A 21,598-nucleotide genomic window follows, 5' to 3' on the forward strand; every position below is an offset into this window, starting at 1 on the left:
CGTGGCCGACAAACTGGAGCGATACCGGAGCAAACGCGACGCCAGCCGCACCCCCGAACCCGTCCCCCCATCGCCGCCCTCCACCGGGGACGGCAACGCGTTCGTCATCCAGGAGCACCACGCCCGCTCCCTCCACTGGGACCTGCGGCTGGAGCGCGACGGCGTCCTCGTGTCCTGGGCCGTCCCCAAGGGCCTGCCCGCCGACCCCGACACCAACCACCTGGCCGTGCACACCGAGGACCACCCGATGGAGTACCTCACGTTCCACGGCGAGATCCCCAAGGGCGAGTACGGCGGCGGCACGATGACCGTCTGGGACACCGGCACGTACGAGACGGAGAAATGGTCGGATCGCGAGGTCAAGTTCGTCCTGCACGGAGGGCGGGCCTCGGGGCGGTTCGTCCTGTTCCGGACCCGAGGCCAGAACTGGATGATCCACCGCATGGACGCCCGGGCCCGCGACCCGTTCCCGCCGCCCGAACCCATGCTCCCGACCGAACGCGCCAAGCCCCCTAAGGACGTCTCGGCCTACGCCTTCGAGTTCGCGTGGGGCGGCCGCCGCCTGCTCGTCCCCATCGAGGGCGGGCGCACGACGGCCGCGCGCGAGCACCCGTGGTTGCGGGGGCTCGCGGAGTCGTTCGGCAGCCGCACGGCGATGCTGGACGGTGAGGTGGCCACGCTCGGCGGCGCCGAGATCCTGGTCTTCTACGACCTGCTGTACGACGACGGCCGCTCCCTGGTCGACGAGCCGTACACGGAGCGGCGGGCGGCGCTGGACGCGCTGGAACTGGCGGGAGCGCACTGGCAGACCGCTCCGTCGTGGCCGGGCGAGGCGGGCCCGGTCCGCCAGGCCGCCCGCGAGCAGGGCCTGCCCGGGATCGTGGCCAAACGCCTCGACTCGGCGTACGAGCCAGGGCCCTCGAAGTCCTGGCTGTACATCCCCACCTGAGCCCCGCCATCACTCCTTGGGCAGCAACCCCTCCGAGATCAGCTCGTCCCACACCGCCTCCGGGACCGGACGGGACAGCAGGGCGGCGTTCGCGGTGATCTCCTCGGGCGAGCGGGCGCCCAGGACGACCGAGGCGACGGCCGGGTGGCGGAGGGGGAAGGCCATGGCCGCCTGGGGCAGCGTGGCGCCGTGGCGCTCGCAGATCTCCGCGATCCTCGTCGCCCTCTCCACCACCGACGCCGGGGCGGGCTGGTAGTCGTACGTGCCGGTCGGCCTCGGGGTGGCCAGGATGCCGCTGTTGAAGACGCCCGCCGCCAGCACCCTGACCCCGCGACGCGCGCACTCCTCCAGGAGCGGCAGGCCCGACTGGTCGAGCAGGGTGTAGCGGCCCGCGAGCATCACGACGTCGATGGAGGTCTCCTGGACGAAGCGCAGCGGCGCCTGCCACTGGTTCATCCCGACGCCGATGGCCTTCACCACGCCCCGCGCGCGCAGCTCGGCCAGCGCCGGGTACGCCTCCGCCAGCGCCTGGTCCAGGTGGTCGTCCGGGTCGTGGATGAGCGCGATGTCGACGGCCGGCAGCCCCAGCCGTTCCAGGGACTCCTCCAGGGATCTGCGTACGCCGTCGCCGGAGAAGTCCCACACCCGCCGGAGGTCGGCGGACACGTCGAAGCCCTGCTCGTCGCGGCCGTCCGACGACGAGGCGGGCACCAGCAGGCGGCCGACCTTGGTGGACAGGACGTAACCCGAGCGGTCCTTGAGCGCGGCGCCGAGGCGGCGCTCCGACAGGCCGAGCCCGTAGTGGGGCGCGGTGTCGAACAGGCGCACCCCGGCGTCCCAGGCCGCGTCGACCGTGGCCCGCGCCTGCTCCTCCGACACCCCTTGGTACAGGTTGCCGATCGGCGCCCCGCCGAAGCCGTGCCGCGACACCTCGACGCCGCCGCCATCACGCCCGACCCATGCCCCACCGCCGTCGGGTGCGGCCGGAGGTTCGTCGATGCCGTTCAATCCTGTGCCTTTCCGCCCGCGATCCGGCTGATCATCAACGCGATGAGGATGATCCCGCCATAGATCACCGGCTGCCAGAAGCCGGAGACGCCGATGAGCGTCAAGATGTTCTGCACCAGGCCGATCACCAGCACGCCGGTGAGCGCGCCCAGGATCGTGCCCTTGCCGCCGTCCATGCTCACGCCGCCGATGACCGCCGCCGCGAACACCATGAAGATCCACCCGACGCCCTGGTTGTTGCCGATCGCCCCGAGGCGGCCGGTCTCCAGGATCCCGGCGAGCGCCGCGAGCGTCCCGCCCAGGATGAACACCCCGTACAGCACCCGATCCACCCGGATGCCGGCGGCGCGGGCGGCGTCGGTGTTGCCGCCGATCGCGTAGAGCGCGCGGCCGAGCCGCAGGTAGCCCAGGCCGAAGATGCCCGCCGCGAACAGCGCCCCGGCGATCCAGATGGCCGCCGGCAGGCCGAGCCATATGGCGCTGCCCAGGTAGAGGATCGAGCCGGGGAGCTCGAACAGCGTCTTGCCCTCGGTCGGCCCCTGCAGCAGGCCGTGCACGATGATCAGCATGGCCAGCGTCACGATGAACGCCGACAGCTGGAACCTGATGATCAGGAAACCGTTGAACGCCCCGATGGCCGCGCCGATCAGCAGGGCCAGCGGGATCACCAGCGCGCCCGGGAGCCCGAGGCCGAACCCGCCCGCGGCCGCCGGGATCACCAGCATCACCGCGATGGCCGGCGCGGTGCCGACCGTCGACTCCAGCGACAGGTCGAACTTGCCGGCGATGAGGATCATCGCCTCGGCCAGCACGACGAGCGAGATCGCCGCCTGCTGCTGGAGTACGTTCGTGAGGTTGCCCGCGGTCAGGAAGGTCGGGTCGAGGAACGCGCCCACGACCAGCAGGATCACGATCACCGGCACCAGCGTCAGGTCACGGAACCTGGCCAGGCGCACCCGTGGGACCGGCGCAGTCAAAGTGGTCAATCTTCTATGCCCTCCATCACGGCCACGAGTTCGTGGTCCGTCCAGCCGCGCGGCACGTTCTTGACGACCCTGCCGTGGAACATCACCAGCACCCTGTCGCAGATCCGCAGGTCGTCGAGCTCGTCGGAGACCACCACGGCCCCCGCGCCCCGCCCGACCGCGTCCTCGACCGCGCCGAGCAACGCCTGCTTGGCCTTGACGTCGACACCGGCCGTCGGGTTGATCACGACCAGCACCGTCGGGTCGTCCACGAGGGCCCGCGCGAACACGACCTTCTGCGCGTTCCCCCCGGACAGGTCACCGACCGGCTGGTCAGGGCCTTCCGTCTTGATGTCGAGGTTCTTGATCATCTCGTTGGCCTTTGCCCGTCGGCGGACCGGCGACACGATCCCGTACCGGCCCAGCTTGCGGGCGATCGGGAACGTGGCGTTCTCCCCCACCGAGAGCAGCGGGACGAAGCCCTCGTGGTGGCGGTCCTCCGGCACGAACCCGAGGCCCGCCTCCATGGCGGCGGGCACGTCACCCGGTCTGACCCGGGTGCCGTTGACGGTGACCGTGCCGGAGTCGGCTCTGCGGAGCCCGACGAGGGTCTCGGCGAGGCCGACCTTGCCGCTGCTCGCGGAGCCGGCCAGGCCGACGACCTCGCCCGATTTAACGGAAATATCGATATCTGCGTAGCGGCCGCCGAGCGAGAGGCCCTCGCCCGACAGCACGACCCGGTCGCCGGGCGTGCGGGATCGGGACTCGTACGCCGTCGTGGCCTCCCCCGTCATCGCGGCGACCAGCTCGTCGTGCGGAAGGTCGGCGACCGGCCTGGTCACGATGTGCCGCGCGTCGCGGAAGACCGTGACGCTCTGGCAGATCTCGTAGACCTCGTCGAGGTGGTGGGAGATGTACATCATCGTGACGCCCTGCTCGCGCAGCGAGCGCATGCGCGCGAACAGCCGCTCGATGGCCGGGCCGTCGAGCCGGGCGGTCGGCTCGTCGAGGATGATGAACCTCGTCCCGAACGACAGCGCCCGGGCGATCTCGACGAGCTGGCGCTGCTCGACGCTCAGGTCGCCGGCCAGCGCCTGCGCGTCGACGTCCACCTCGTACGTGTCCAGCAGCTCGCGCGCCCTGGCCCGCAGCGCGCGCCAGTGGATCCTGGCGCCTCTGGCCGACTGGCGGTTGAGGAAGAGGTTCTCGGCGACCGTCAGCGCGGGGATGATCGTGGACTTCTGATAGACGCAGGCGACGCGCTGCCGCCAGGCGTCGCGGTCGGCGAGGGCGGGCGCCGCCTCTCCCGAGAACAGCACCTCGCCCTCGTCGGCCGGCTGGAGCCCGGTGAGGATCGACACGAGGGTGGACTTCCCCGCGCCGTTCCTGCCGACGAGAGCGTGGGTCTCACCCTCGGCGATCGCGATCCCCGCGCCGTTCAGCGCGACGGTGGGGCCGAAGCGCTTGACGACGTTTCGGGCTTCAACGTGATTTTTCATCACTTGATCTGATTACCCCAAAGGCTCTTGTCGTCCACGTTGTCCTTTGTCACGAGCGGCGCGGGGAGCTGGTCCTCCATGCCGTTCGGGAGCTGGATGATGGTGCTGTCGTGGTCGGTCGGGCCCGGCTTGAACGTCTGGCCCTCCAGCGCGGCCTTGGCGTAGAAGACCGCGTACTTGGCGTACAGGTCCGCCGGCTGCGACACCGTGGCGTCGATGTCGCCCTTGCGGATCGCCTCGAGCTCCTCCGGGATGCCGTCGTTCGACACCACGAAGACGTGCTTGGGGTCGCCCGGCGGGACGAGGAGGCTCTTCTGCTTCAGCACCTGCAGCGTCGGCGCCAGGTGCACGCCGCCGGCGTGCAGGTAGATGCCCTTGATGTCAGGGTGCTGCTCCAGCCGGGTCTGAAGCATGGACGCGGCCTTGGTGCCCTCCCACTCCGTGGGCTCGCTGAACACGGTGATGCCGGGGAACTTGGACTTCATGCACTCCAGGAACGCCTCCGACCTGTCACGGCCGTTGATGGAGCTGAGCGCGCCCTGGAGCTGCACGACCTTGCCCTTGCCCCCCAGCTTCTCCCCGAGGAACTCGCAGGCCTTGGTCCCGTACGCGCGGTTGTCGGCGCGTACGACCATGTAGACCTTGCCCTTGTCCGGACGGGTGTCGACGGTCACGACGGGGATCTTCTTGTTCTCCAGCTGCTGCAGCGTGTTGGCGATGGCACCGGTGTCCTGCGGGGCCATGATGATCGCCTTGGCCCCCTGACCCACCAGCGCCTGCACGTTGTTGACCAGCTTGGAGACGTCGTTCTGCGAGTTGGTGGGTGGCATGAGGTCCACCTTGTACTCGCCGGCCATCTGCGGGACGTACTTGATGTAGGAGTTCCAGAAGTTGGAGTCGGCCCGCGGGTGGTCGATGCCGACCTTCCCGCCGCCGCCCCCTCCTCCGGTTGTTGCCGTGCCCGAGCCACACGCGGTGACGACCGCCAAGAGGGCCGCCGCCGCGACCGCCGATCCGAACTTCATGGGGGGTACCTTCCTTAGTTGGACGCCCTCAGCCGGAGCCCTTGCATGCCGCCGTCGACCGCCAGCGCGGTCCCGGTGGTGGCGCCGGCGTCAGGACTGGCGAGATAGGCGATCGCCGCGGCGACCTCCTCCGCCCTGACCAGGCGGCCCATCGGCTGCCTGGCGTTCAGTGCGGCCCGCTCCCCCTCTGGGTCGTCGGCCTGGTCGAGCAGCCTCGCGACCCACGGGGTGTCCGCGGTGCCGGGGTTGACGCAGTTGACGCGAATGCCCTCGCGGACATGGTCCGCGGCCATCGCGAGGGTCAGCGAGAGCACCGCGCCCTTGGTCGCGCTGTAGAGCGCGCGCTGGGGCAGGCCCGCGGTGGCCGCGATCGAGCACGTGTTGACGATCGAGGCGTGCTCTGACTGCCTGAGGTACGGCAGCGCCGCCCGCGCGACCCGGACCATGCCGAGCACGTTGACGTCGAACACCCGCTGCCACTCGCTGTCCGGGTTGTCCTCGATGGTGCCCAGAGCTCCGATGCCCGCGTTGTTGACGAGCACGTCGATGCCGCCCAGCCGCTCGGCGGCCTCCGCCACCGCCGCGCGTACCTGCGCGTCGTCCGTGACATCGACCTTGACCCCGATGAACGGCTCGCCGGGCGGGTTGATGTCGAGGCAGGCGACCTTCATGCCGCGCTCGGCGAGCAGGGTGGCCGCGGCCAGCCCGATGCCGGAACCACCGCCGGTCACGATCGCTTTCAGGCTCACGCGTCCCTCCATACTTCGCCGCCGGGGAATGTGTGGGCGGCTATCGACACCGCGTGCATCTCCGCGCTGAAGCCGGGCGCGGACGGTGCGGCGTAACGACCGTTGCGGATGACCACGGGGTCCACGAAGTGCTCGTGAAGGTGGTCGACGTACTCGATCACGCGGTTGTCCATGGACCCGGTGATCGCGACGTAGTCGAACATCGACAGGTGCTGCACCAGCTCGCACAGCCCGACGCCACCCGCGTGGGGACACACCGGCACGCCGAACTTGGCCGCGAGCAGCAGGATCGCCAGGTTCTCGTTGACGCCGCCGACCCTGGCCGAGTCGATCTGCAGGTAGGAGATGGCGTTGGCCTGCAGGAGCTGCTTGAACATGATGCGGTTCTGGACGTGCTCGCCGGTGGCCACGGGGATGGGGTCGATGCCCCTGGCGATGGCGGCGTGGCCGAGCACGTCGTCGGGGCTGGTCGGCTCCTCGACCCAGTGGGGGTGGAACTCGCCCAGCGCGTTGATCCACTCGATGCCTGACCCGACGTCCCAGCGCTGGTTGGCGTCGATGGCGATCGGGAAGTCGGGGCCGCAGACCTCGCGGGCGACCCTGAACCTGCGCCGGTCGTCCTCGAGGTCGGCGCCGACCTTGAGCTTGATCTGCTTGAAGCCCTGCTCCAGGGCCTCCTTGCAGAGCCTGCGCAGCTTGTCGTCGTCGTACCCGAGCCATCCGGGGGAGGTGGTGTAGGCGGGGTAGCCGACCTCGATGAGCCGGCCGATCCGCTCCTCCTTGCCCGCCTCCTGGCTCTTCAGGATCTGCAGGGCCTCCTGCGGCGTCAGCGCGTCGCTCAGATAGCGGAAGTCGATGAGGCCGACGATCTCCTCGGGGGACATCTCGGACAGCAGCCGCCACAGCGGCTTGCCCGCCCGCTTGGCCTTGAGGTCCCACAGGGCGTTGACCACGGCGGAGATCGCCATGTGCATGACGCCCTTCTCCGGCCCCAGCCAGCGCAGCTGCGAGTCGTTGACCATGTCCTTGTAGAGCGCGCCGAGGTCCTCGACGTCCTTGCCGATCACGTACGGCTCGAGCGCGCTGATGGCCGTGGTCTGGATGTCGTTGCCACGCCCGATCGTGAAGGCGAACCCGTGCCCCTCGAACCCGTCATCGGTGGTGAGCACGACATAGGCCGCGGAGTAGTCGGGATCCGGATTCATCGCATCTGAGCCGTCGAGCTCGCGCGAGGTCGGGAACCGCACGTCGTGCGTCTCCATCCCGACGATCCGGTACGCGCCAGGAGTCGTCATGCCTGCCCCACCGTCTGGCGCTGCCGCCCGAGCCCTTCGATCTCCAGCTCCATCACGTCACCCTCACGCAGGTACGGCTGCCCCGGCATGCCCATCGCCACGCCGGCCGGCGTACCCGTATTGATCACGTCACCCGGCTCCAGGACCATGAACTGGCTCAGGTAGCGCACGATCTCGGCCACATCGAAGATCATGTTCTTGGTGTCGCCGTCCTGGCGCAGCTCACCGTTCACCCAGAGGCGCAGCGGCAGGCTCTGCGGGTCGCCCACCTCGTCCGCCGTCACCAGCCACGGGCCGAGCGGATTGAACGTCTCGCACGACTTGCCCTTGTCCCACTGCCCACCGCGTTCGAGCTGGAACTCGCGTTCGGAGACGTCGTTGGAGATCGCGTACCCGGCGATCACGCCGAGCGCCTCCTCCCGGCTGCCCAGGTAACGGGCCTCCCGACCGATCACGATGGCCAGCTCCACCTCCCAGTCGGTCTTCACGCTGCCCCTGGGCACGAGCACCTCGTCGTACGGGCCGACCACGGTGTTCGCGGCCTTCATGAACACGACCGGCTCGGCCGGCACGTCCTGCCCGGACTCGGCGGCGTGGTCGCTGTAGTTCAGGCCGATGCAAACGATCTTCCCTGGACGAGCGATCGGAGCGCCGATCCGCAACCCTTCGGCATCGACGACGGGCAGGGCACCACGCTCGAGCGCGTCCCGGACGCGCGCCACTCCCCCGGAAGCGAGGAAAGCCCCGTCAATCTCGGGCTCTCCGATGTCGCGCAGGTCACCGGCGTCATCCATGACCACCGGACGCTCCTGGCCGACAGGTCCTACTCGCAGCAGCTTCACACCGCATCCTTCACATATACATCGGATGTCTCGATTCATGATGCTCGTGCGACCAGGCAGAGTGTGTCAAGGGTGATAAGAGGGATACATCCGATCCGTGACCTCGGAAGACACACCCTGGGGGTGGTAGATGCCTGTGAAACGACTTTACCGCTCCGATGGCTGCGTTCACATACACGAATTGACGCCCCCACATACATCGGAGGTAAACCCCACCCCAACCCCACACCCCCGCCTGCCACATCAGCCGCCGACGGCAAGCACCTGCTCCACGACAATCCACCCCCACGACCAGCCCCTCAGGGCCACCGCCCAGCCTGGGTCTCAGTTGTCAGCTGGATGATCAGATTCACGGGAAGGACCTTCGGCCGGCGCCGCGGCGGGTGCCGGCCGGGGCGAGGCGATCCGGTTGGCGACGACCGCCAGGACCGCGCCTGCCACGGCTGCGGCCGCGGCGGCGCCGAAGGCGGCGGCGCCGGTGTCGTGGGGACCGGTGAGCCGGCCGGCGACGGCGGTGCCCAGGCCGTAGCCGGCCCACATGAAGGTGTTGAGCCAGGCGAAGACCTCGGTGCGGTAGCGGGCGGGGGTGTGGTCGGCGAGCAGGGCCGGCACGACCGCGTCCCGCGGCCCGGTCACCAGCCCGACAAGAGTGATCAGTACAGCGAGGGTCACGAAGCCGGGCGCCCAGCTTCCGCCGAGCAGGACGGCCGCCTCGGCGAGCGAGAGCAGGACGAGCAGCCGCCCGCCGGTGAGGGGCCAGGCCCGTGCGCCGTACCCGAGGGTGCCGAGGAGGGCGCCGGCCGACAGCAGCCCCATCAGCACGCCGGCGGAGGCGGCGGAGCCGAAGGTGGTGGCCGAGGCAACCGTGGCGATGCGCAGGCAGCCGAAGGTGAAGGTGCCGAAGGCGGCGATGGTCAGCAGCAGGAGGGTAGGCCGGTGGGTGAGCGGCCCGGCCAGGTGGAGCCTGCCCGGCGGGGTGGGCGCCACTTGCCGTACCACGGGGGAGGCCAGGAGGAGCGCGGTGCCGAGCAGGACGGCGGCGCCGGCGGCGGCCACCACGCCGTAGGCCGGAACGACCAGGGTCAGCACCGGCACGAGCAGGGGGCCGGCGATGAACGTCAGCTCGTTGACGGCGTTGTCCACCGCATAGGCGGCGGGCAGGGACGCGACGGGGACGAGGCGCGGCCAGGCGCCTCTGACGACCGAGCCGGCCGGCGGGGTGGTGGCGCCGAGCAGTGCCGCAGCGCCGATCATCAGCGCAGGCGGGGCCATGAGGAGGAGAGCGTAGGCGAGGGCGTGGGCGGCCAGGTAACCGGTCAGGGCCGAGCGGGGGCCGTACCGGTCGGCGATGCGCCCGCCGAGCGGCGCGCACAGGGCCAGGGCCAGCGCGTGGCCGGTGAGCACGAGGCCGGCGGTGGCGTAGGAGCCGAGCCGGTCGACGGCGGCCAGCAGCAGGGCGAGGCTGAGCACGGGTGTCCCCAGCTTGACGAGGAGCCCTGTGACGAGCAGGCGAGGGACGCCCGGCTGGGCGAGCAGGCGTCGATAGGGCGCAAACATGGCGGCTCCGTTACCATCTAACTGGATTACGCCTATGACATAGCAGAAGGGTGTTACCAGTCAAGTGGAAATAGCCTGTAACGTGACCCGACAGGCTCCCCTGATCGCCGAGCTGGTCAACCTGGCCACGGCGCGCTGGCGGGGCGGCGCCTCAGTGCAGCCACTGGCAGGCGAGAACCTGGCGACGACGTTCGCCACCCAGCTCCGCGACCCCGCAAGCGCGGCCCTGCGCGCGGCCCCGGACACGGGGCGACACCTGGCAGAGCTGGCCGCCGAGCTGCGACAGGCGCTGTTGGCCGAGCATCCGGCGGACCAGGCCGCCCGCATCAACGCCATGATCCGCAGGTACGGCGCGCAACCGTACCTGACCGAGGACGTCGGCCAGCCGTTCCACCTGCACTTCCACGGTTCGGGCGGCACCCCGGTGGAGGCCCTGGGCGGCGAGTTCGCCACGGCGCTGGCCCTCATCGTGGACGGCTACGGCCCCGACCGCTTCGGACAGTGCGCGGCGCACCAGTGCGAGGCGGTCTACATCGACCTGACCCGCAACGCCTCGCGCCGCTACTGCAGCGCGGCATGTACGGCTCGCGCCAAGACCGCCGCCTACCGCAGCCGCCGCCAACCCTGATCAAGCCTTGTAGTACTCGCGCATGAGACGGGACGCCCAGGCCGGTTGCCGGACCGGGTCGGTGGGCGCGAATTCGACCAGGTACGGCTTGATGTCCAGCACAGGAGTGCCGTCCAGCGCGTCCAGGCCGGCCACGTGCAGGTCGCGGCCGTCGACGGCCAGCAGCCGGCACACCGACACGCCGAGCCGGTTCGGCCGGTACGGCCCGCGGTGCGCGAACACACCGACGAGCGGGCCGTCGGGATTCTTGCGCGGCGGTCGCGGCCGGATCTGCACGTCCGCCTCGTCGATGCGGTCGAACTGGAAGACGATCTCCAGGTGGGAGAACTCCTGCAGGCCCTGCAGGGCCGACGCCTCGAGATGATCGTCCAGCCGGATGACGGCCTTGGTGTCGTACCAGTTGTCCTCGTACATCTCGGCCCGTCCGCCAAGGACGCGGGCGACGGGGGTCAGGATGACGCCGTCCATCACGAGTCTCCCCCCGTGGGGGTCAGGATGACGCCGTCCATCACGAGTCTCCCCTCGTGGAGCAGAGCTGGGCGCGAAGGGTCTCGCCGACCCACCGCTCCCAGCGCTCGCGCGTCCATCCTCGCTCGCGAACGAACAGCAAATACAGCTCGGGGCTGAGCAGGCCGTAGAGCACGTCGGCGGCTTCCTCCACCGACAGCTCGGCGCGCGCCCCGGGTTTGCCGACAAGAGCCTTGGCGGCACCCTGCTGGACGACATATCGGGGATCGACCTCGTACGACCACAGCGCGGCCACCTCGGGGTCGCTCGCGGCCGCCGCCTCCAGCACCCTGCCGATCGGTGCGACGCGTTCCAGGATCGAGGTCGCGCCCTCGACGTAGGGGCGAAGCATGTCCTCGGCGGTTTCGGCGGCCAGCGCGGCGACGTACCACGGCCGGTCCATCGTGGCCACCGGCTCGTCATCGCCCGCGATCGTGACGTCGACCAGCTCCTTGAGCAGGGCGCGTTTGTTGCCGAAGACGAAGTAGATCGTCTGAACCGCGACGCCGGCCTTGTCGGCGACGTCCTGAAGATTCGTCGCGCCATATCCGTCCTGCACGAACAGCTCCAGCGCCGCCGCGAGGATACGCCGGCGCGTCTCCTTGGCCTTCTGCACTCTCTTGTTCGTCCGCTTGACATCGCTCATGGCTAGAGTTTATCTCTAGATTTATTCACTAGAAGTCAACTCTAGAGAGTAGGTCCAGCTATGACGGTCATCAGCGTCACCCGTTTCCAGGCCGATCCCGCTGACGCCGAGCAGGTTCAGGCTCGGCACGCCGCTCTGGTCACCGCGATCAGAGCCACTCAGTCCGGCCTCACCGAGGCGCGCCTCGGCCGGCTGGACGACGAGACGTGGGTCGGCGTCTGGCGTTGGGACTCGGCCGCCAGCCTGCAGGCGGCCCGCCAGGCCGCGCCCGGCACCCCCGCGGCCACCGCAGCGTTCGCGCTGGCCCGCGATGTCACGGCGCAGGACATCGAGGTCCTGGCAGAGCTCTGACGACCCTGCCCCGGCCCCCGAACCCGGGAGCCGGGGCTCCCCGGACCAAGAAGATGACACGATCGCAATCGACGCATTGACCGAGGTCTACGGATCGGCGCAGGCCCGGGCGGTCGACGAGGCACCCCCGCACATCCCCTCGACGCAGGCCCGGGCGGTCGCTGAGGCACCCCCGCACATCCCCTCGACGCAGGCCCGGGCGGTCGCTGAGGCGCCCCCGCACATCCCCTCGACGCAGGCCCGGGCGGTCGCTGAGGCGCCCCCGCACATCCCCTCGACGCGGCCCAGGCGGTCGATGAGGTGCCCCCGCACATCCCCGCCGGATCGGTCTTCGGTTTCTTGGGACCCAACGGCGCCGGCAAGACCTCCACCAAGATGCCGGCCGGCCTGCTCACCCCCACCTACGGGATGCGCGTCGAGGGCGCGGCGCCGCCCCGGTTCGACGCCGTCACCCGCGACAGCCTCACCACGATCAGCGTGCGGGTGAGCGGCCCACGCGAGGTGTACGACGCGGTCGAGCGCCTGCGCCCAGGGGGGCCGGCCAGCGGCTCCCGTTCGGACGGCCAGTGGCTCCCGTTCGGACGGCCAACGGCTCGCGCGCTTCCCGTCACCAACCGAGGCCACCGAACGAGGCCACCGAGCGAGCCACCGAGCGCGCCACCGACCGAGACCGCCGAGCAAGCCGCCGAGCGCGCCACCGACCGAGACCGCCGAGCGCGCCACCGACCGAGGCCGCCGAGCGCGCCGCCGAGCGAGTCCGCCTTCGTCGGTGACCCCGGGGAGCTGGCACAAGCCGCATCACCCGATGAATGCCCGACCTCGGTGGACCCCTTGTGGAGCCGTTTCGCCACTACATTGCCCCTTGACGGTCGTACAGGGACGTAATAGAACACGTTTCAAGTAGTAGTAAACCAAGCGCTTGATCAAGAGGGTGAATCTGGTGCACATCGACCTCGTCGACAGGGACATTTACGCAACCACCGGACCACCACACGAGCAGCTCGCCTGGCTCCGCGCGAACTCCCCCGTCCACTGGCACGAGGGCGAGCCCGGATTCTGGGCCATCACCCGATACGAGGACGTCGTCCATGTATCGCGGCACTCCGACCGATTCTCCTCGTACAAGAAGCTCGCCCTGTTCGAAGAGCTGACCCAGGAACAGATCGACCTCCAGCGCCACATGATGCTCAACCAGGACCCGCCCGAGCACACGAGACGGCGTTCCCTGGTCAACCGCGGCTTCACGCCGCGCACGATCGGCGCCCTCGAAGAGCACATCCGCGACATCTGCGACGACCTCCTGGACAAGTGCACCGGCGAGATCGACTTCGTCACCGAAGTCGCCGCACCACTCCCCCTGTACGTGATCTGCGAATTGCTCGGCGCGCCCGTGGCCGACCGCGACAAGCTCTTCACCTGGTCCAACCGCATGATCGGCAGCCAGGACCCCGACTACTCGGAGACTCCCGAGGTGGGCTCGGCCGCCGCCATGGAGGTCTACGCCTACGCCAACGAACTCGCGACACGGCGCAGGGACACACCGAAGAACGACATCGTCACCAAGCTCCTCCAGCCCAACGAGCACGGCGAGACGCTTGACCAGGACGAGTTCAACCTGTTCATCCTCCTGCTCGCCGTCGCCGGCAACGAGACGACCCGCAACGCGGCCTCCGGCGGCATGCTCACCCTCTTCGAGCACCCGGACCAGTGGGCCCGCCTGGTCGCCGACCCCACCCTCGCCAAGACAGCGGCCGACGAGATCGTCCGCTGGGTCTCCCCGGTCAACCTCTTCCGCCGCACCTCCACCACCGACCAGGTGCTGGGCGGGCAGGAGATCAAGGCCGACGACAAGGTCGTGGTCTTCTACGCCGCCGCCAACCGCGATCCCGCGGTCTTCTCCGACCCCGAAGTCTTCGACATCACCCGCGACCCGAACCCGCACATCGGCTTCGGCGGCGGCGGAGCTCACTTCTGCCTGGGCAACCACCTGGCCAAACTCGAGCTCCGAGTCCTTTTTGAACAACTGGCCCGCCGACGCCCCAAACTCCGCCAAACGGGCTCCGCGCGCCGGCTTCGCTCGAACTTCATCAACGGCATCAAGGAACTTCCTGTCGCGGTCGGCTGACCCCTGGCGCAGCCACCACAGGCAATCCGCCTCACCCCTTACACCGCTCGCCACAACGGCCTATTGGTGGTCAGAACAACACACGACAGCACGGTCCAGCCCACCCAGCCCGACGTTCCGCCAAGAACGCCCCACCAAGGCTCCGGCGTGACGCGCGGCCGGCGCCACGGCGTAACGCCCAGCCCCCCCTGCGGCGTAACGTCCGGTTGACGCTGCGGCGTAACGCCCAGCCCATCCTGCGGTGTGACGTCCGGCTGACACTGCGGTGCAGCTGATGCTCCGGCGTGGCGCCTGGCCAACATTCGGGCACGGCGCCCAGCCACCAGCCCGGCGCGGGTGCCCGGCCAACGTTTGGGCACAACACCCAGCCACCAGCCCGGTGCGCGTGCCCGGCCAACGTTTGGGCACAACACCCAGCCACCAGCCCGGTGCGCGTGCCCGGCCAACGTTTAGGCACGACACCCAGCCACCAGCCCGGTGCCAGTGCCCGGCCGACGTTTGGGCGCGGAGGTCTAACCGGCACCTGGCGTGGAGGATTGGAGGGGCCGGTGGCTGGTTAATCGGAAGCGGGAGCGGCGGCGGGCGGCTCGGATGCGGCGGAGGATGTGGTTGGTGCGCTCCGGGCCGGGCTGCCAGCCGCATTCGATCAGGGCGTTGGCCACGTGATGGAGGAGGTCGGCGATCTGGCCGGGGATGACGTCTCGGCGGACGGCGATCACGCGCCAGCCGCGGCGGCGAAGCTCCTCGCGGCGGTCCTCATCGCGTTGCTGGTCGGCGGGTGAGGTGTGATGCTCCTGGCCGTCGTACTCCACTGCGACCTTGAACTCCTCCCAGCCCAGGTCGAGATAGGCGAACCGATCGTGGTCCAGTTCGACCCGGATTTGGGTGGTGGGTCTGGGGAGGCCGCCTTCCACAAGGATGACCCGGAGCCAGCTCTCCCTGGGAGAGGCGGCGCCCCCGTCAGCGAGGCTGAGGGTGTCGCGTAGGCGCCAGGAGTTGAGCGGGCGGCGCCACAGAGCTTCGAGATCGACGCCCCGGCGTACGAACTGGTCGAGGATCGCCACCGCCTCCGTGCGGGGCAACCAGCGGGCGCAGTCGAGGGCTGTGCGTTCCATGGTGGTGAGGCGGACGCCCTTGTGCATGGTGATGTCTTCCGGAGGCAGCGGCGCCGGGTAGGTGACGCAGCCTGGGAGAGCCAGGTGGCCGGGGGCGATCAGCTCTATGGGCCAGTCGGCTTCTGGGGTGTGCAGGACGTTCAGGCCCCAGATGTGGGCGGACGTCTGGCGGCAGACGACGGCCTGCGGGATCGCTCGGGTGATTCGGGCGGTCCGCTCAGCGAGCGATGGTGGGGTGGGTGGCGTCTCCCTCTTTGGAAGGCCGTGATCGGTCTCTTCCTGGATGGGAGGTGGGTCTTTCGGGGGTGCTGCCCTGGGAGCCGCTGTCCCTCTGTTGGGGGCTGCAGCTCCAGGAGGGGGTGCCGCGGGTGCTGGTGGGTCGCTTGGCGTGGTGAGCCGGGTGGGGTGGGCAGCGTGGTGCATGGCGCCCAGGGTGCTATGGCAGGGCTCGATGGCGGGTGGCCGAATGGGGTTCTGTGGACGGGGTGAGGTTATCCACAGGGTCTGGGACGGCGTGCCGACCCCGAGTGCCTGCCCGAGCTGGTCACCCGCCCGAGCGGGGCAGGGTCGGGGGGTGCCGGGCCGAGCTGCGAGGCCAGGGGGCGCGAGGCCAGAGGGCGCCGAGCCAGGGGGCGCCGAGCCAGGGGGGCGCGGGGCCGGGGTGCGGGGCCAGGGGGGTGCCGGGCCAGGGGGGTGCCGGGCCAGGGGCGCGAGGCCAGAGGGCGCCGAGCCAGGGGGTGCGGGGCCGGGGTGCGGGGCCGGGGTGCGGGGCCGGGGTGCGGGGCCGGGGTGCGGGGCCGGGGTGCGGTTGGGAGAGCCTGCGTGGTGGGGATTGTGGTGGAATTAGCGGGTCAGGGGTGCAGGGAGAGGCCCTTCAGGACCTTGTCCACGCCGTTCTTCGGCCCATGGATCGCAACCCCCACCAGCGCCAGCTCGTCGGCCTCCACCGCCCGCACAGCCGCTCGATTGTCCTCGTCGTGTCCGGTCTTGAACATCTCCTCGATGTAGACGGCCACGTCCATCTCCCGGCCCACCGCCTTCTCCCGGACGCCCCGGAGGCCCTCCAAGTCGGCCGTGTAGACGAGCACGGGCTGGCGGAGCATCGGCAGGTACGAAGTGCCGGACCCGTCCTCGTACGGCTCCCCCATGAGCCCCGGCACCCCGCCCGCCACGGCGCTGGACAGGAAGGCGGTGACGTTGAGCTTCTGCCATGCGGCCAGATCCGCGCGGACCACGATGCCGATCTTGGTGTCGAAACGCATGGTCAGGAGTCTCCACCTCCCGCCCCCGCCGTGTCTTGAACGCTGGTGCGGATGCGTCAGCCCATGATGACCGGCTGCCAGTCCGGCACCTCGTGGTAGCGCCGCAGCTCCGCGACGCCCGACAGGATCCCGCCCCACGCCGCGTACGGCGGGCGCTCCGCGTCGAACCCGCTCTGCACCAGCGTCAGCCGCGTCTGCCCGCCGGAGCCCTCCAGCTCCCACGTGCCGACTCCCGGGGCGCCCCAGTCCAGGGAGAACCTGCTGCCGGGCTCCAGCTCCAGCACCTTGGCCGGGCTGGGGTCGTTGGCCAGGCCGCCCATGGCGAAGCGGCCGCCCACGTACGGCTCGATCTCGATCGGGAACCCGAACCACCGCGTCACCGTCTCCGAGTCGATCAGCGACTCGAACACCTTCTCCGGCGAGGCGTCGATGGTGACCTGGGCGCGCAGGTCCGCGGAGGTGAAGTCGATCTTGGGTGTGAGCTCGCGCCCCTCGAGGTACTCGGCCAGGTTGGCGATGGCCAGGCCCCAGTACGTCTGAAGCACGCCCCGGATGCTCTTGCCCGTGATGACGTCCTGGAAGTCGAAGTGCGTCTGCGACAGCGTCAGGATCGTCGCGTCCCCGTCCTCCTCCAGCCTCAACTCGGTGGTCGTCTCCTCGCCGTCCAGCAGCCACGCGAAGCGCACCGTGCGCTCGTCCGCGTGCAGCAGCCGCTGGTGGGGCGCGTCCCCCTCAGGCGTCGTACGCCCCCAGAACCCGAACCGGTCGGGCAGCTCCACCTCGGCGTGCTCGGCCAGCCAGATCCGCAGCGCGGCCGGGTCGGTGAGCGCGTGGCGCACGTCCTTGACAGGCGCCTTGATGCGGGCACGAAACGTCATGGGCTCGGTCATGGTCATTTTCTCCTTTGGCGAGTTCAGGGTCGGTCGGGGGTGCCAGGCTCGTCCGGAGGATCCGGAGGGGTGGCGGGTTCGGGGTGGTCGGCCGGGGGTTCGGTGGTGGTGGTGTTCGGGTAGCAGGCGACCGCGAGCTTGAACGCGTCCCCTTCCGCCCCGCCGTACCGCGTGAACAGCCCCTGCAGCATCGTCTGCAGATCGTTCAGGAACTCCTGGCGCTGTTCGGGACGCACCCGGATCTCCCCCGACAACCCGATCGACGGCAGCTCGGGCGCGCTCCGGTCGAGTGCCGCGATGTCCGACTGGACCTCCTCCATGAGATCCAGCAGGTAACCGAGGCTCAGCTCGTCACGCGCCTTGCGCAGTCCGATCCGGCCCACCAGCCGGGGCGACAGCCAGTACGAGCGCGCACCGGCCTGGTAGATGCCCTCGTGGATCCCGCGCACCTTGCGCTCGGACACGAGGTCCACGAGGCCGGCCTCGACCAGCCGTTTGACGTGGTAGTAGACCCGCTGCGGCGTCTGGCCGAGCCGTTCGGCGACTTCCGAGCACGTACGCGGCTCGGCCAGCTGCCGCAGCACCTCCACGCGCTGCGGCTTGAGCAGGGCCTCGGCCTGCTCGATCTCTTCCAGGTACAGGACGTCTCTCATCGCAAAAACAATCCTTTACGTAAAAATTTGGTTTGTCAATGGCGATGGGGACAATGGAGGGATGCCGCATGACTGGTCCCGATACTGGCGGTCACCCGACCGGCCGCTGGAGGCCATGCATGCCCACTTCGAGCGGCACGTGTACCACCGGCACAGCCACGACACCTACTCGTTCGGGGTCACCGAGACCGGCGCGCAGTCGTTCACCTGCCGCGGGTCGGCCCACACGAGCTCGGCGGGCATGGTCATGGCGTTCAACCCGGAGGATCCCCACGACGGCCACGCCACCAACGCCCACGGCTTCACGTACCGGATCGTCCACATCGGTCCCGAGCTCGTGCGGAACGCCCTGGGGGACACGACGGGCCGCCGCCTGGGCCTGCCCCTGTTCACGACGCCCGTGGTCGAGGATCCGGTCCTGGCGGGGGCGCTGCGCTCCCTGCACGCGGAGCTCCTCGGCGCCGACTCGACGGCCCTGCGGCGCGACGAGCTGCTCACGGCCACGGTCGCGGCGATCGTACGGCGGGCCGCCACGACCCCGATCCGCCCGGACAGCAGGCCTGGGCGGTCGGCGAGAGTGGCGCGGCAGGCCAGGCAGCTTCTCCACGACCGCCTCACGGACGATCTCACGAGCGACGACCTGGCGCGGGCCACGGGCACCAGCCGCTACGCGGTCTACCGGGCCTTCCACGCGGAGTACGGGCTGTCCCCCAGCGACTACCAGCGCCAGCTACGGCTCAGACAGGCGCGTACGCTGATCACCGGCGGCACGGCCATCAGCGAGGCGGCCACCGCGACGGGCTTCGCCGACCAGAGTCACCTGACCCGCTGGTTCACCCGCTACTTCGGCCTGACGCCGGGCAGCTACCGCCAAGCCATCACACCCGCTACTCCGGCCTGACGCCGGGCGCCTACCGCCAGGCCATCACACCCGCCACTTCGGCCTGAGCCCGGCCGTCAACCGCCAGGCATCATCGGCCGGCCGTAAAAAGTCACGGCCAGGAGCTGTCCTGGTCGGGATCGCCTCCGTCCGAGAGCAGCCGCAGGTCCGACTCGACCATCATCGCCACCAGCTCGTCGAACGACACGCCCGGCTCCCACCCCAGCTGCGCCCGCGCCTTCTTCGGGTCCGCGCACAGCAGGTCCACCTCGGCCGGCCGGTGCAGCGTCTGGTCCGTCACCACGTACCGCTCCCAGTCCAGCCCCGCGGCCGTGAACGCCGCCTCCACCAGCTCCCTGACCGACTTCATCCGCCCGGTCCCGATCACGTAGTCCTCGGGGTTGGCGGCCTGCAGCATCAGGTGCATCGCCTTCACGTAGTCGCCGGCGAACCCCCAGTCCCGCCGCGCCTCCAGGTTCCCCAGCCGCAGCTCGGAGGCCAGCCCCAGCTTGATCCGGGCCACCCCCAGGGACACCTTCCTGGTGACGAACTCGGCCCCCCGGCGCGGCGACTCGTGGTTGAACAGGATCCCGGACACGGCGAACATCCCGTACGACTCGCGGTAGTTCTGCGTGAGGAAGTGCCCGTACGCCTTGGCCACCCCGTACGGCGAGCGCGGGTGGAAGGCGGTCCGCTCGTTCTGCGGCGTCTCGCTGACCTGCCCGAACATCTCAGAGGATGAAGCCTGATAAAAGCGGATCTGTCGGGAGGCACCCGAGCCCCGGGACGCCCCCGAGCACACCCGGATCGCCTCCAGCATGCGCAGCACGCCCATCCCGGTCACCTCGGCCGTGAGCTCCGCCTGCTCCCACGACATCGGCACGAACGAGATCGCCCCGAGGTTGTAGACCTCGTCAGGCTGAACGCGTTCCACCGCCGAGATCAGCGACCCCTGGTCCAGCAGATCGCCCCGCACCACCTGCACGTCGGACAGCAGCTTGCGCATCCTGGACACGCGCGGGTTCGCCTGACCCCGGGCCAGGCCCCACACCTCGTACCCCTGCTCGAGCAGGTGCTCCGCCAAGTAAGAACCGTCCTGGCCGGTGATGCCGGTGATCAGAGCTCGCCTGGCCAAGGGTCCTCCAGCTATCGCGTATAGCAATCTGTTTGGGACGGAATGTACAGCTAAGCGCCCAGATAGGGCACCAAGCCACCTAGAACCCGTTCCACCGAACCACGCTCGGTCACGGCAACGTCGCAGTTCGCACGACGTTTAACCGTAATTGTGAACAATTCCACCCGACCTACCGAATGGTAGCCTTTTCGGACTAAGGTCATCTTCACGGTACACGCCCACCTCATGGGCCCTACCGGCGGAGAAAGGGGTGTCGTGGAAGAGCCAGCCCGGCAGGAGCGAAAGCTGCGAGTCGCGTTGTTGTCCTACCGCAGCAAGCCCACCTGTGGCGGCCAGGGCGTCTACCTTCGCCACCTCAGCCGCGAGCTGGTCGCCTTAGGGCACCACGTCGAGGTCTTCTCCGGCCAGCCCTATCCCGAGCTGGACGAGGGCGTCATCCTGCGCGAGGTGCCCAGCCTCGACCTCTACCGCGACGAGGACCCGTTCAGAACGCCCAAGCTGCACGAATACCGCGACTGGATCGACTGGCTAGAGGTCGGGACGATGTGGACGGCGGGGTTCCCCGAGCCGCTGACGTTCACGCTGCGGGCCTACCGCGAGCTGAAGAAGCGCATCGGCGACTTCGACGTCGTGCAGGACAACCAGACCCTCGGATACGGCCTGCTGGGCATCCAGCGAATGTTCCCCGTGGTCGGCACCATCCACCACCCCATCAGCGTCGACCGCCGCATCGAGCTCGAGGCCGCCACCGGCGGCAAGAGGCTGAGCCTGCGCCGCTGGTACGGGTTCGTGAAGATGCAGTCGCGCGTCGCGCCCCGGCTGAGCCCGATCCTGACCGTCAGCGAGTCGTCGCTGGCCGACATCCACCGCGACTTCAACGTCCCCCAGGCGAACATGCGCCTGATCCCCCTCGGCGTCGACACCCGCTACTTCCACCCGCGCCCGGACAAGCCCCGGCGCAAGGGCTCGATCGTGGCCGTGGCCAGCGCGGACTCTCCCATGAAGGGCGTCGCGACGCTGCTGCGGGCGGTCGCCAAGCTGGCCACCGAGCGCGACGTGCACCTCACCGTCGTCAGCCGCCCCACCCCCGGCGGCCCGACCGAGCAGCTCGTCCAGGAGCTGTCGCTGGAGGACCGGGTGCGCTTCGTCCACGGCATCTCCGACGACGAGCTGGGCGAGCTGATCGCCACCTCGGAGATCTCCGTCGTCCCCTCCCTCTACGAGGGCTTCTCGCTGCCCGCCGTCGAGCACATGGCCTGCGGCACGCCCCTGGTGGCCAGCCGTACGGGGGCGCTGCCCGAGGTCGTGGGTGACGCCGCCATCCAGGTGGCCCCGGGCGATCCAGAGGAGCTGGCCTCGGTGCTGCGCCGCCTGCACGACTCCCCCGAGGAGCGCGAACGCGTGGGCAAGGCCGGATACGACCGCGTCATGGAGCGCTACACCTGGCACGTCGTGGCCAAGAGGACCGTCGAGGCGTACTTCGAGGCCATCGAGAACCACAAGAGGAGAGGCTGACC

21 protein-coding genes are annotated in these 21,598 nt (G+C 69.8%); 6 read left to right on the plus strand and 15 right to left on the minus strand.

Features of this window, described 5'->3' with window-relative positions:
* Position 1 precedes the first annotated feature (1 nt).
* Entirely contained in the window at positions 2-949 is a 948-nt protein-coding gene (locus H4W80_RS27680; RefSeq protein ID WP_192787760.1) for a DNA polymerase ligase N-terminal domain-containing protein, read from the plus strand.
* A 9-nt stretch (positions 950-958) separates the two neighbouring features.
* Here H4W80_RS27680 and H4W80_RS27685 read toward each other — a convergent pair whose 3' ends face one another.
* The 8 genes from H4W80_RS27685 to H4W80_RS27720 all read right to left on the minus strand — a co-directional run bounded on the left by H4W80_RS27685 (position 959) and on the right by H4W80_RS27720 (position 9,889).
* Positions 959-1,957 carry an aldo/keto reductase gene (locus tag H4W80_RS27685; protein WP_225963694.1) on the minus strand — a complete coding sequence of 333 codons (999 nt, stop codon included), beginning with the start codon at positions 1,955-1,957 and terminating at the stop codon, positions 959-961.
* On the minus strand, positions 1,954-2,943 hold the full coding sequence (locus H4W80_RS27690; RefSeq protein WP_225963695.1) for an ABC transporter permease: 990 nt from the start codon (positions 2,941-2,943) through the stop codon (positions 1,954-1,956). The genes H4W80_RS27685 and H4W80_RS27690 overlap by 4 nt, the downstream gene beginning before the upstream one ends.
* A complete protein-coding gene (locus H4W80_RS27695; RefSeq protein ID WP_192787761.1) occupies positions 2,940-4,421 on the minus strand; it encodes a sugar ABC transporter ATP-binding protein in 1,482 nt (493 codons plus the stop codon). Before H4W80_RS27695 ends, H4W80_RS27690 begins: the two co-directional genes overlap by 4 nt.
* Positions 4,421-5,446 carry a sugar ABC transporter substrate-binding protein gene (locus tag H4W80_RS27700; RefSeq protein WP_192787762.1) on the minus strand — a complete coding sequence of 342 codons (1,026 nt, stop codon included), beginning with the start codon at positions 5,444-5,446 and terminating at the stop codon, positions 4,421-4,423. Before H4W80_RS27700 ends, H4W80_RS27695 begins: the two co-directional genes overlap by 1 nt.
* A gap of 14 nt (positions 5,447-5,460) precedes the next feature.
* Positions 5,461-6,195: an SDR family NAD(P)-dependent oxidoreductase gene (locus H4W80_RS27705; RefSeq protein ID WP_318787085.1), complete on the minus strand. Its 735-nt coding sequence runs from the start codon at positions 6,193-6,195 to the stop codon at positions 5,461-5,463.
* Positions 6,192-7,490 carry an L-fuconate dehydratase gene (locus tag H4W80_RS27710; protein ID WP_192787764.1) on the minus strand — a complete coding sequence of 433 codons (1,299 nt, stop codon included), beginning with the start codon at positions 7,488-7,490 and terminating at the stop codon, positions 6,192-6,194. The genes H4W80_RS27705 and H4W80_RS27710 overlap by 4 nt, the downstream gene beginning before the upstream one ends.
* Positions 7,487-8,332, minus strand: a complete 846-nt coding sequence (locus H4W80_RS27715) for a fumarylacetoacetate hydrolase family protein (RefSeq protein WP_192787765.1) — start codon at positions 8,330-8,332, stop codon at positions 7,487-7,489. Before H4W80_RS27715 ends, H4W80_RS27710 begins: the two co-directional genes overlap by 4 nt.
* Positions 8,333-8,656: 324 nt before the next feature.
* Positions 8,657-9,889 (minus strand): MFS transporter, encoded by a 1,233-nt coding sequence (locus H4W80_RS27720; protein WP_192787766.1) that lies wholly within the window; start codon positions 9,887-9,889, stop codon positions 8,657-8,659.
* An 82-nt stretch (positions 9,890-9,971) separates the two neighbouring features.
* Here H4W80_RS27720 and H4W80_RS63805 point away from each other — a divergent pair, with 82 nt between their 5' ends.
* Positions 9,972-10,517, plus strand: a complete 546-nt coding sequence (locus H4W80_RS63805) for a CGNR zinc finger domain-containing protein (protein ID WP_318787086.1) — start codon at positions 9,972-9,974, stop codon at positions 10,515-10,517.
* Here H4W80_RS63805 and tsaA read toward each other — a convergent pair whose 3' ends face one another.
* Entirely contained in the window at positions 10,518-10,985 is a 468-nt protein-coding gene (gene tsaA, locus H4W80_RS27730) for a tRNA (N6-threonylcarbamoyladenosine(37)-N6)-methyltransferase TrmO (RefSeq protein WP_192787768.1), read from the minus strand.
* Positions 10,986-11,025: 40 nt separating this feature from the next.
* Positions 11,026-11,670, minus strand: coding sequence for a TetR/AcrR family transcriptional regulator (locus H4W80_RS27735; protein WP_192787769.1), 645 nt, complete (start codon positions 11,668-11,670; stop codon positions 11,026-11,028).
* A 60-nt stretch (positions 11,671-11,730) separates the two neighbouring features.
* Here H4W80_RS27735 and H4W80_RS27740 point away from each other — a divergent pair, with 60 nt between their 5' ends.
* A complete protein-coding gene (locus tag H4W80_RS27740) occupies positions 11,731-12,021 on the plus strand; it encodes an antibiotic biosynthesis monooxygenase (protein ID WP_192787770.1) in 291 nt (96 codons plus the stop codon).
* 940 nt (positions 12,022-12,961) lie between these two features.
* A complete protein-coding gene (locus H4W80_RS63810; protein ID WP_192793773.1) occupies positions 12,962-14,146 on the plus strand; it encodes a cytochrome P450 in 1,185 nt (394 codons plus the stop codon).
* A gap of 512 nt (positions 14,147-14,658) precedes the next feature.
* Here H4W80_RS63810 and H4W80_RS27750 read toward each other — a convergent pair.
* The 4 genes from H4W80_RS27750 to H4W80_RS27765 all read right to left on the minus strand — a co-directional run bounded on the left by H4W80_RS27750 (position 14,659) and on the right by H4W80_RS27765 (position 18,066).
* Positions 14,659-15,261, minus strand: coding sequence for a DUF559 domain-containing protein (locus H4W80_RS27750; protein ID WP_192787771.1), 603 nt, complete (start codon positions 15,259-15,261; stop codon positions 14,659-14,661).
* Positions 15,262-16,112: 851 nt separating this feature from the next.
* Positions 16,113-16,523 carry a DUF2000 domain-containing protein gene (locus H4W80_RS27755; protein WP_192787772.1) on the minus strand — a complete coding sequence of 137 codons (411 nt, stop codon included), beginning with the start codon at positions 16,521-16,523 and terminating at the stop codon, positions 16,113-16,115.
* Between the two features lie 56 nt (positions 16,524-16,579).
* Positions 16,580-17,413, minus strand: a complete 834-nt coding sequence (locus H4W80_RS27760; RefSeq protein ID WP_192787773.1) for an SRPBCC family protein — start codon at positions 17,411-17,413, stop codon at positions 16,580-16,582.
* A gap of 23 nt (positions 17,414-17,436) precedes the next feature.
* Positions 17,437-18,066: a helix-turn-helix domain-containing protein gene (locus tag H4W80_RS27765; protein WP_225963697.1), complete on the minus strand. Its 630-nt coding sequence runs from the start codon at positions 18,064-18,066 to the stop codon at positions 17,437-17,439.
* Positions 18,067-18,127: 61 nt separating this feature from the next.
* Here H4W80_RS27765 and H4W80_RS27770 point away from each other — a divergent pair, with 61 nt between their 5' ends.
* Entirely contained in the window at positions 18,128-18,967 is an 840-nt protein-coding gene (locus H4W80_RS27770) for an AraC family transcriptional regulator (RefSeq protein ID WP_192787774.1), read from the plus strand.
* 91 nt (positions 18,968-19,058) lie between these two features.
* Here H4W80_RS27770 and H4W80_RS27775 read toward each other — a convergent pair whose 3' ends face one another.
* Positions 19,059-20,081 carry a GDP-mannose 4,6-dehydratase gene (locus tag H4W80_RS27775; protein WP_192787775.1) on the minus strand — a complete coding sequence of 341 codons (1,023 nt, stop codon included), beginning with the start codon at positions 20,079-20,081 and terminating at the stop codon, positions 19,059-19,061.
* A 225-nt stretch (positions 20,082-20,306) separates the two neighbouring features.
* On the opposite strand from H4W80_RS27775, the gene H4W80_RS27780 reads away from it, so the two are divergent.
* Positions 20,307-21,596, plus strand: a complete 1,290-nt coding sequence (locus tag H4W80_RS27780; RefSeq protein WP_192787776.1) for a glycosyltransferase family 4 protein — start codon at positions 20,307-20,309, stop codon at positions 21,594-21,596.
* Positions 21,597-21,598 lie beyond the last annotated feature (2 nt).

Source organism: Nonomuraea angiospora, assembly GCF_014873145.1.
GTDB lineage: Bacteria > Actinomycetota > Actinomycetes > Streptosporangiales > Streptosporangiaceae > Nonomuraea > Nonomuraea angiospora.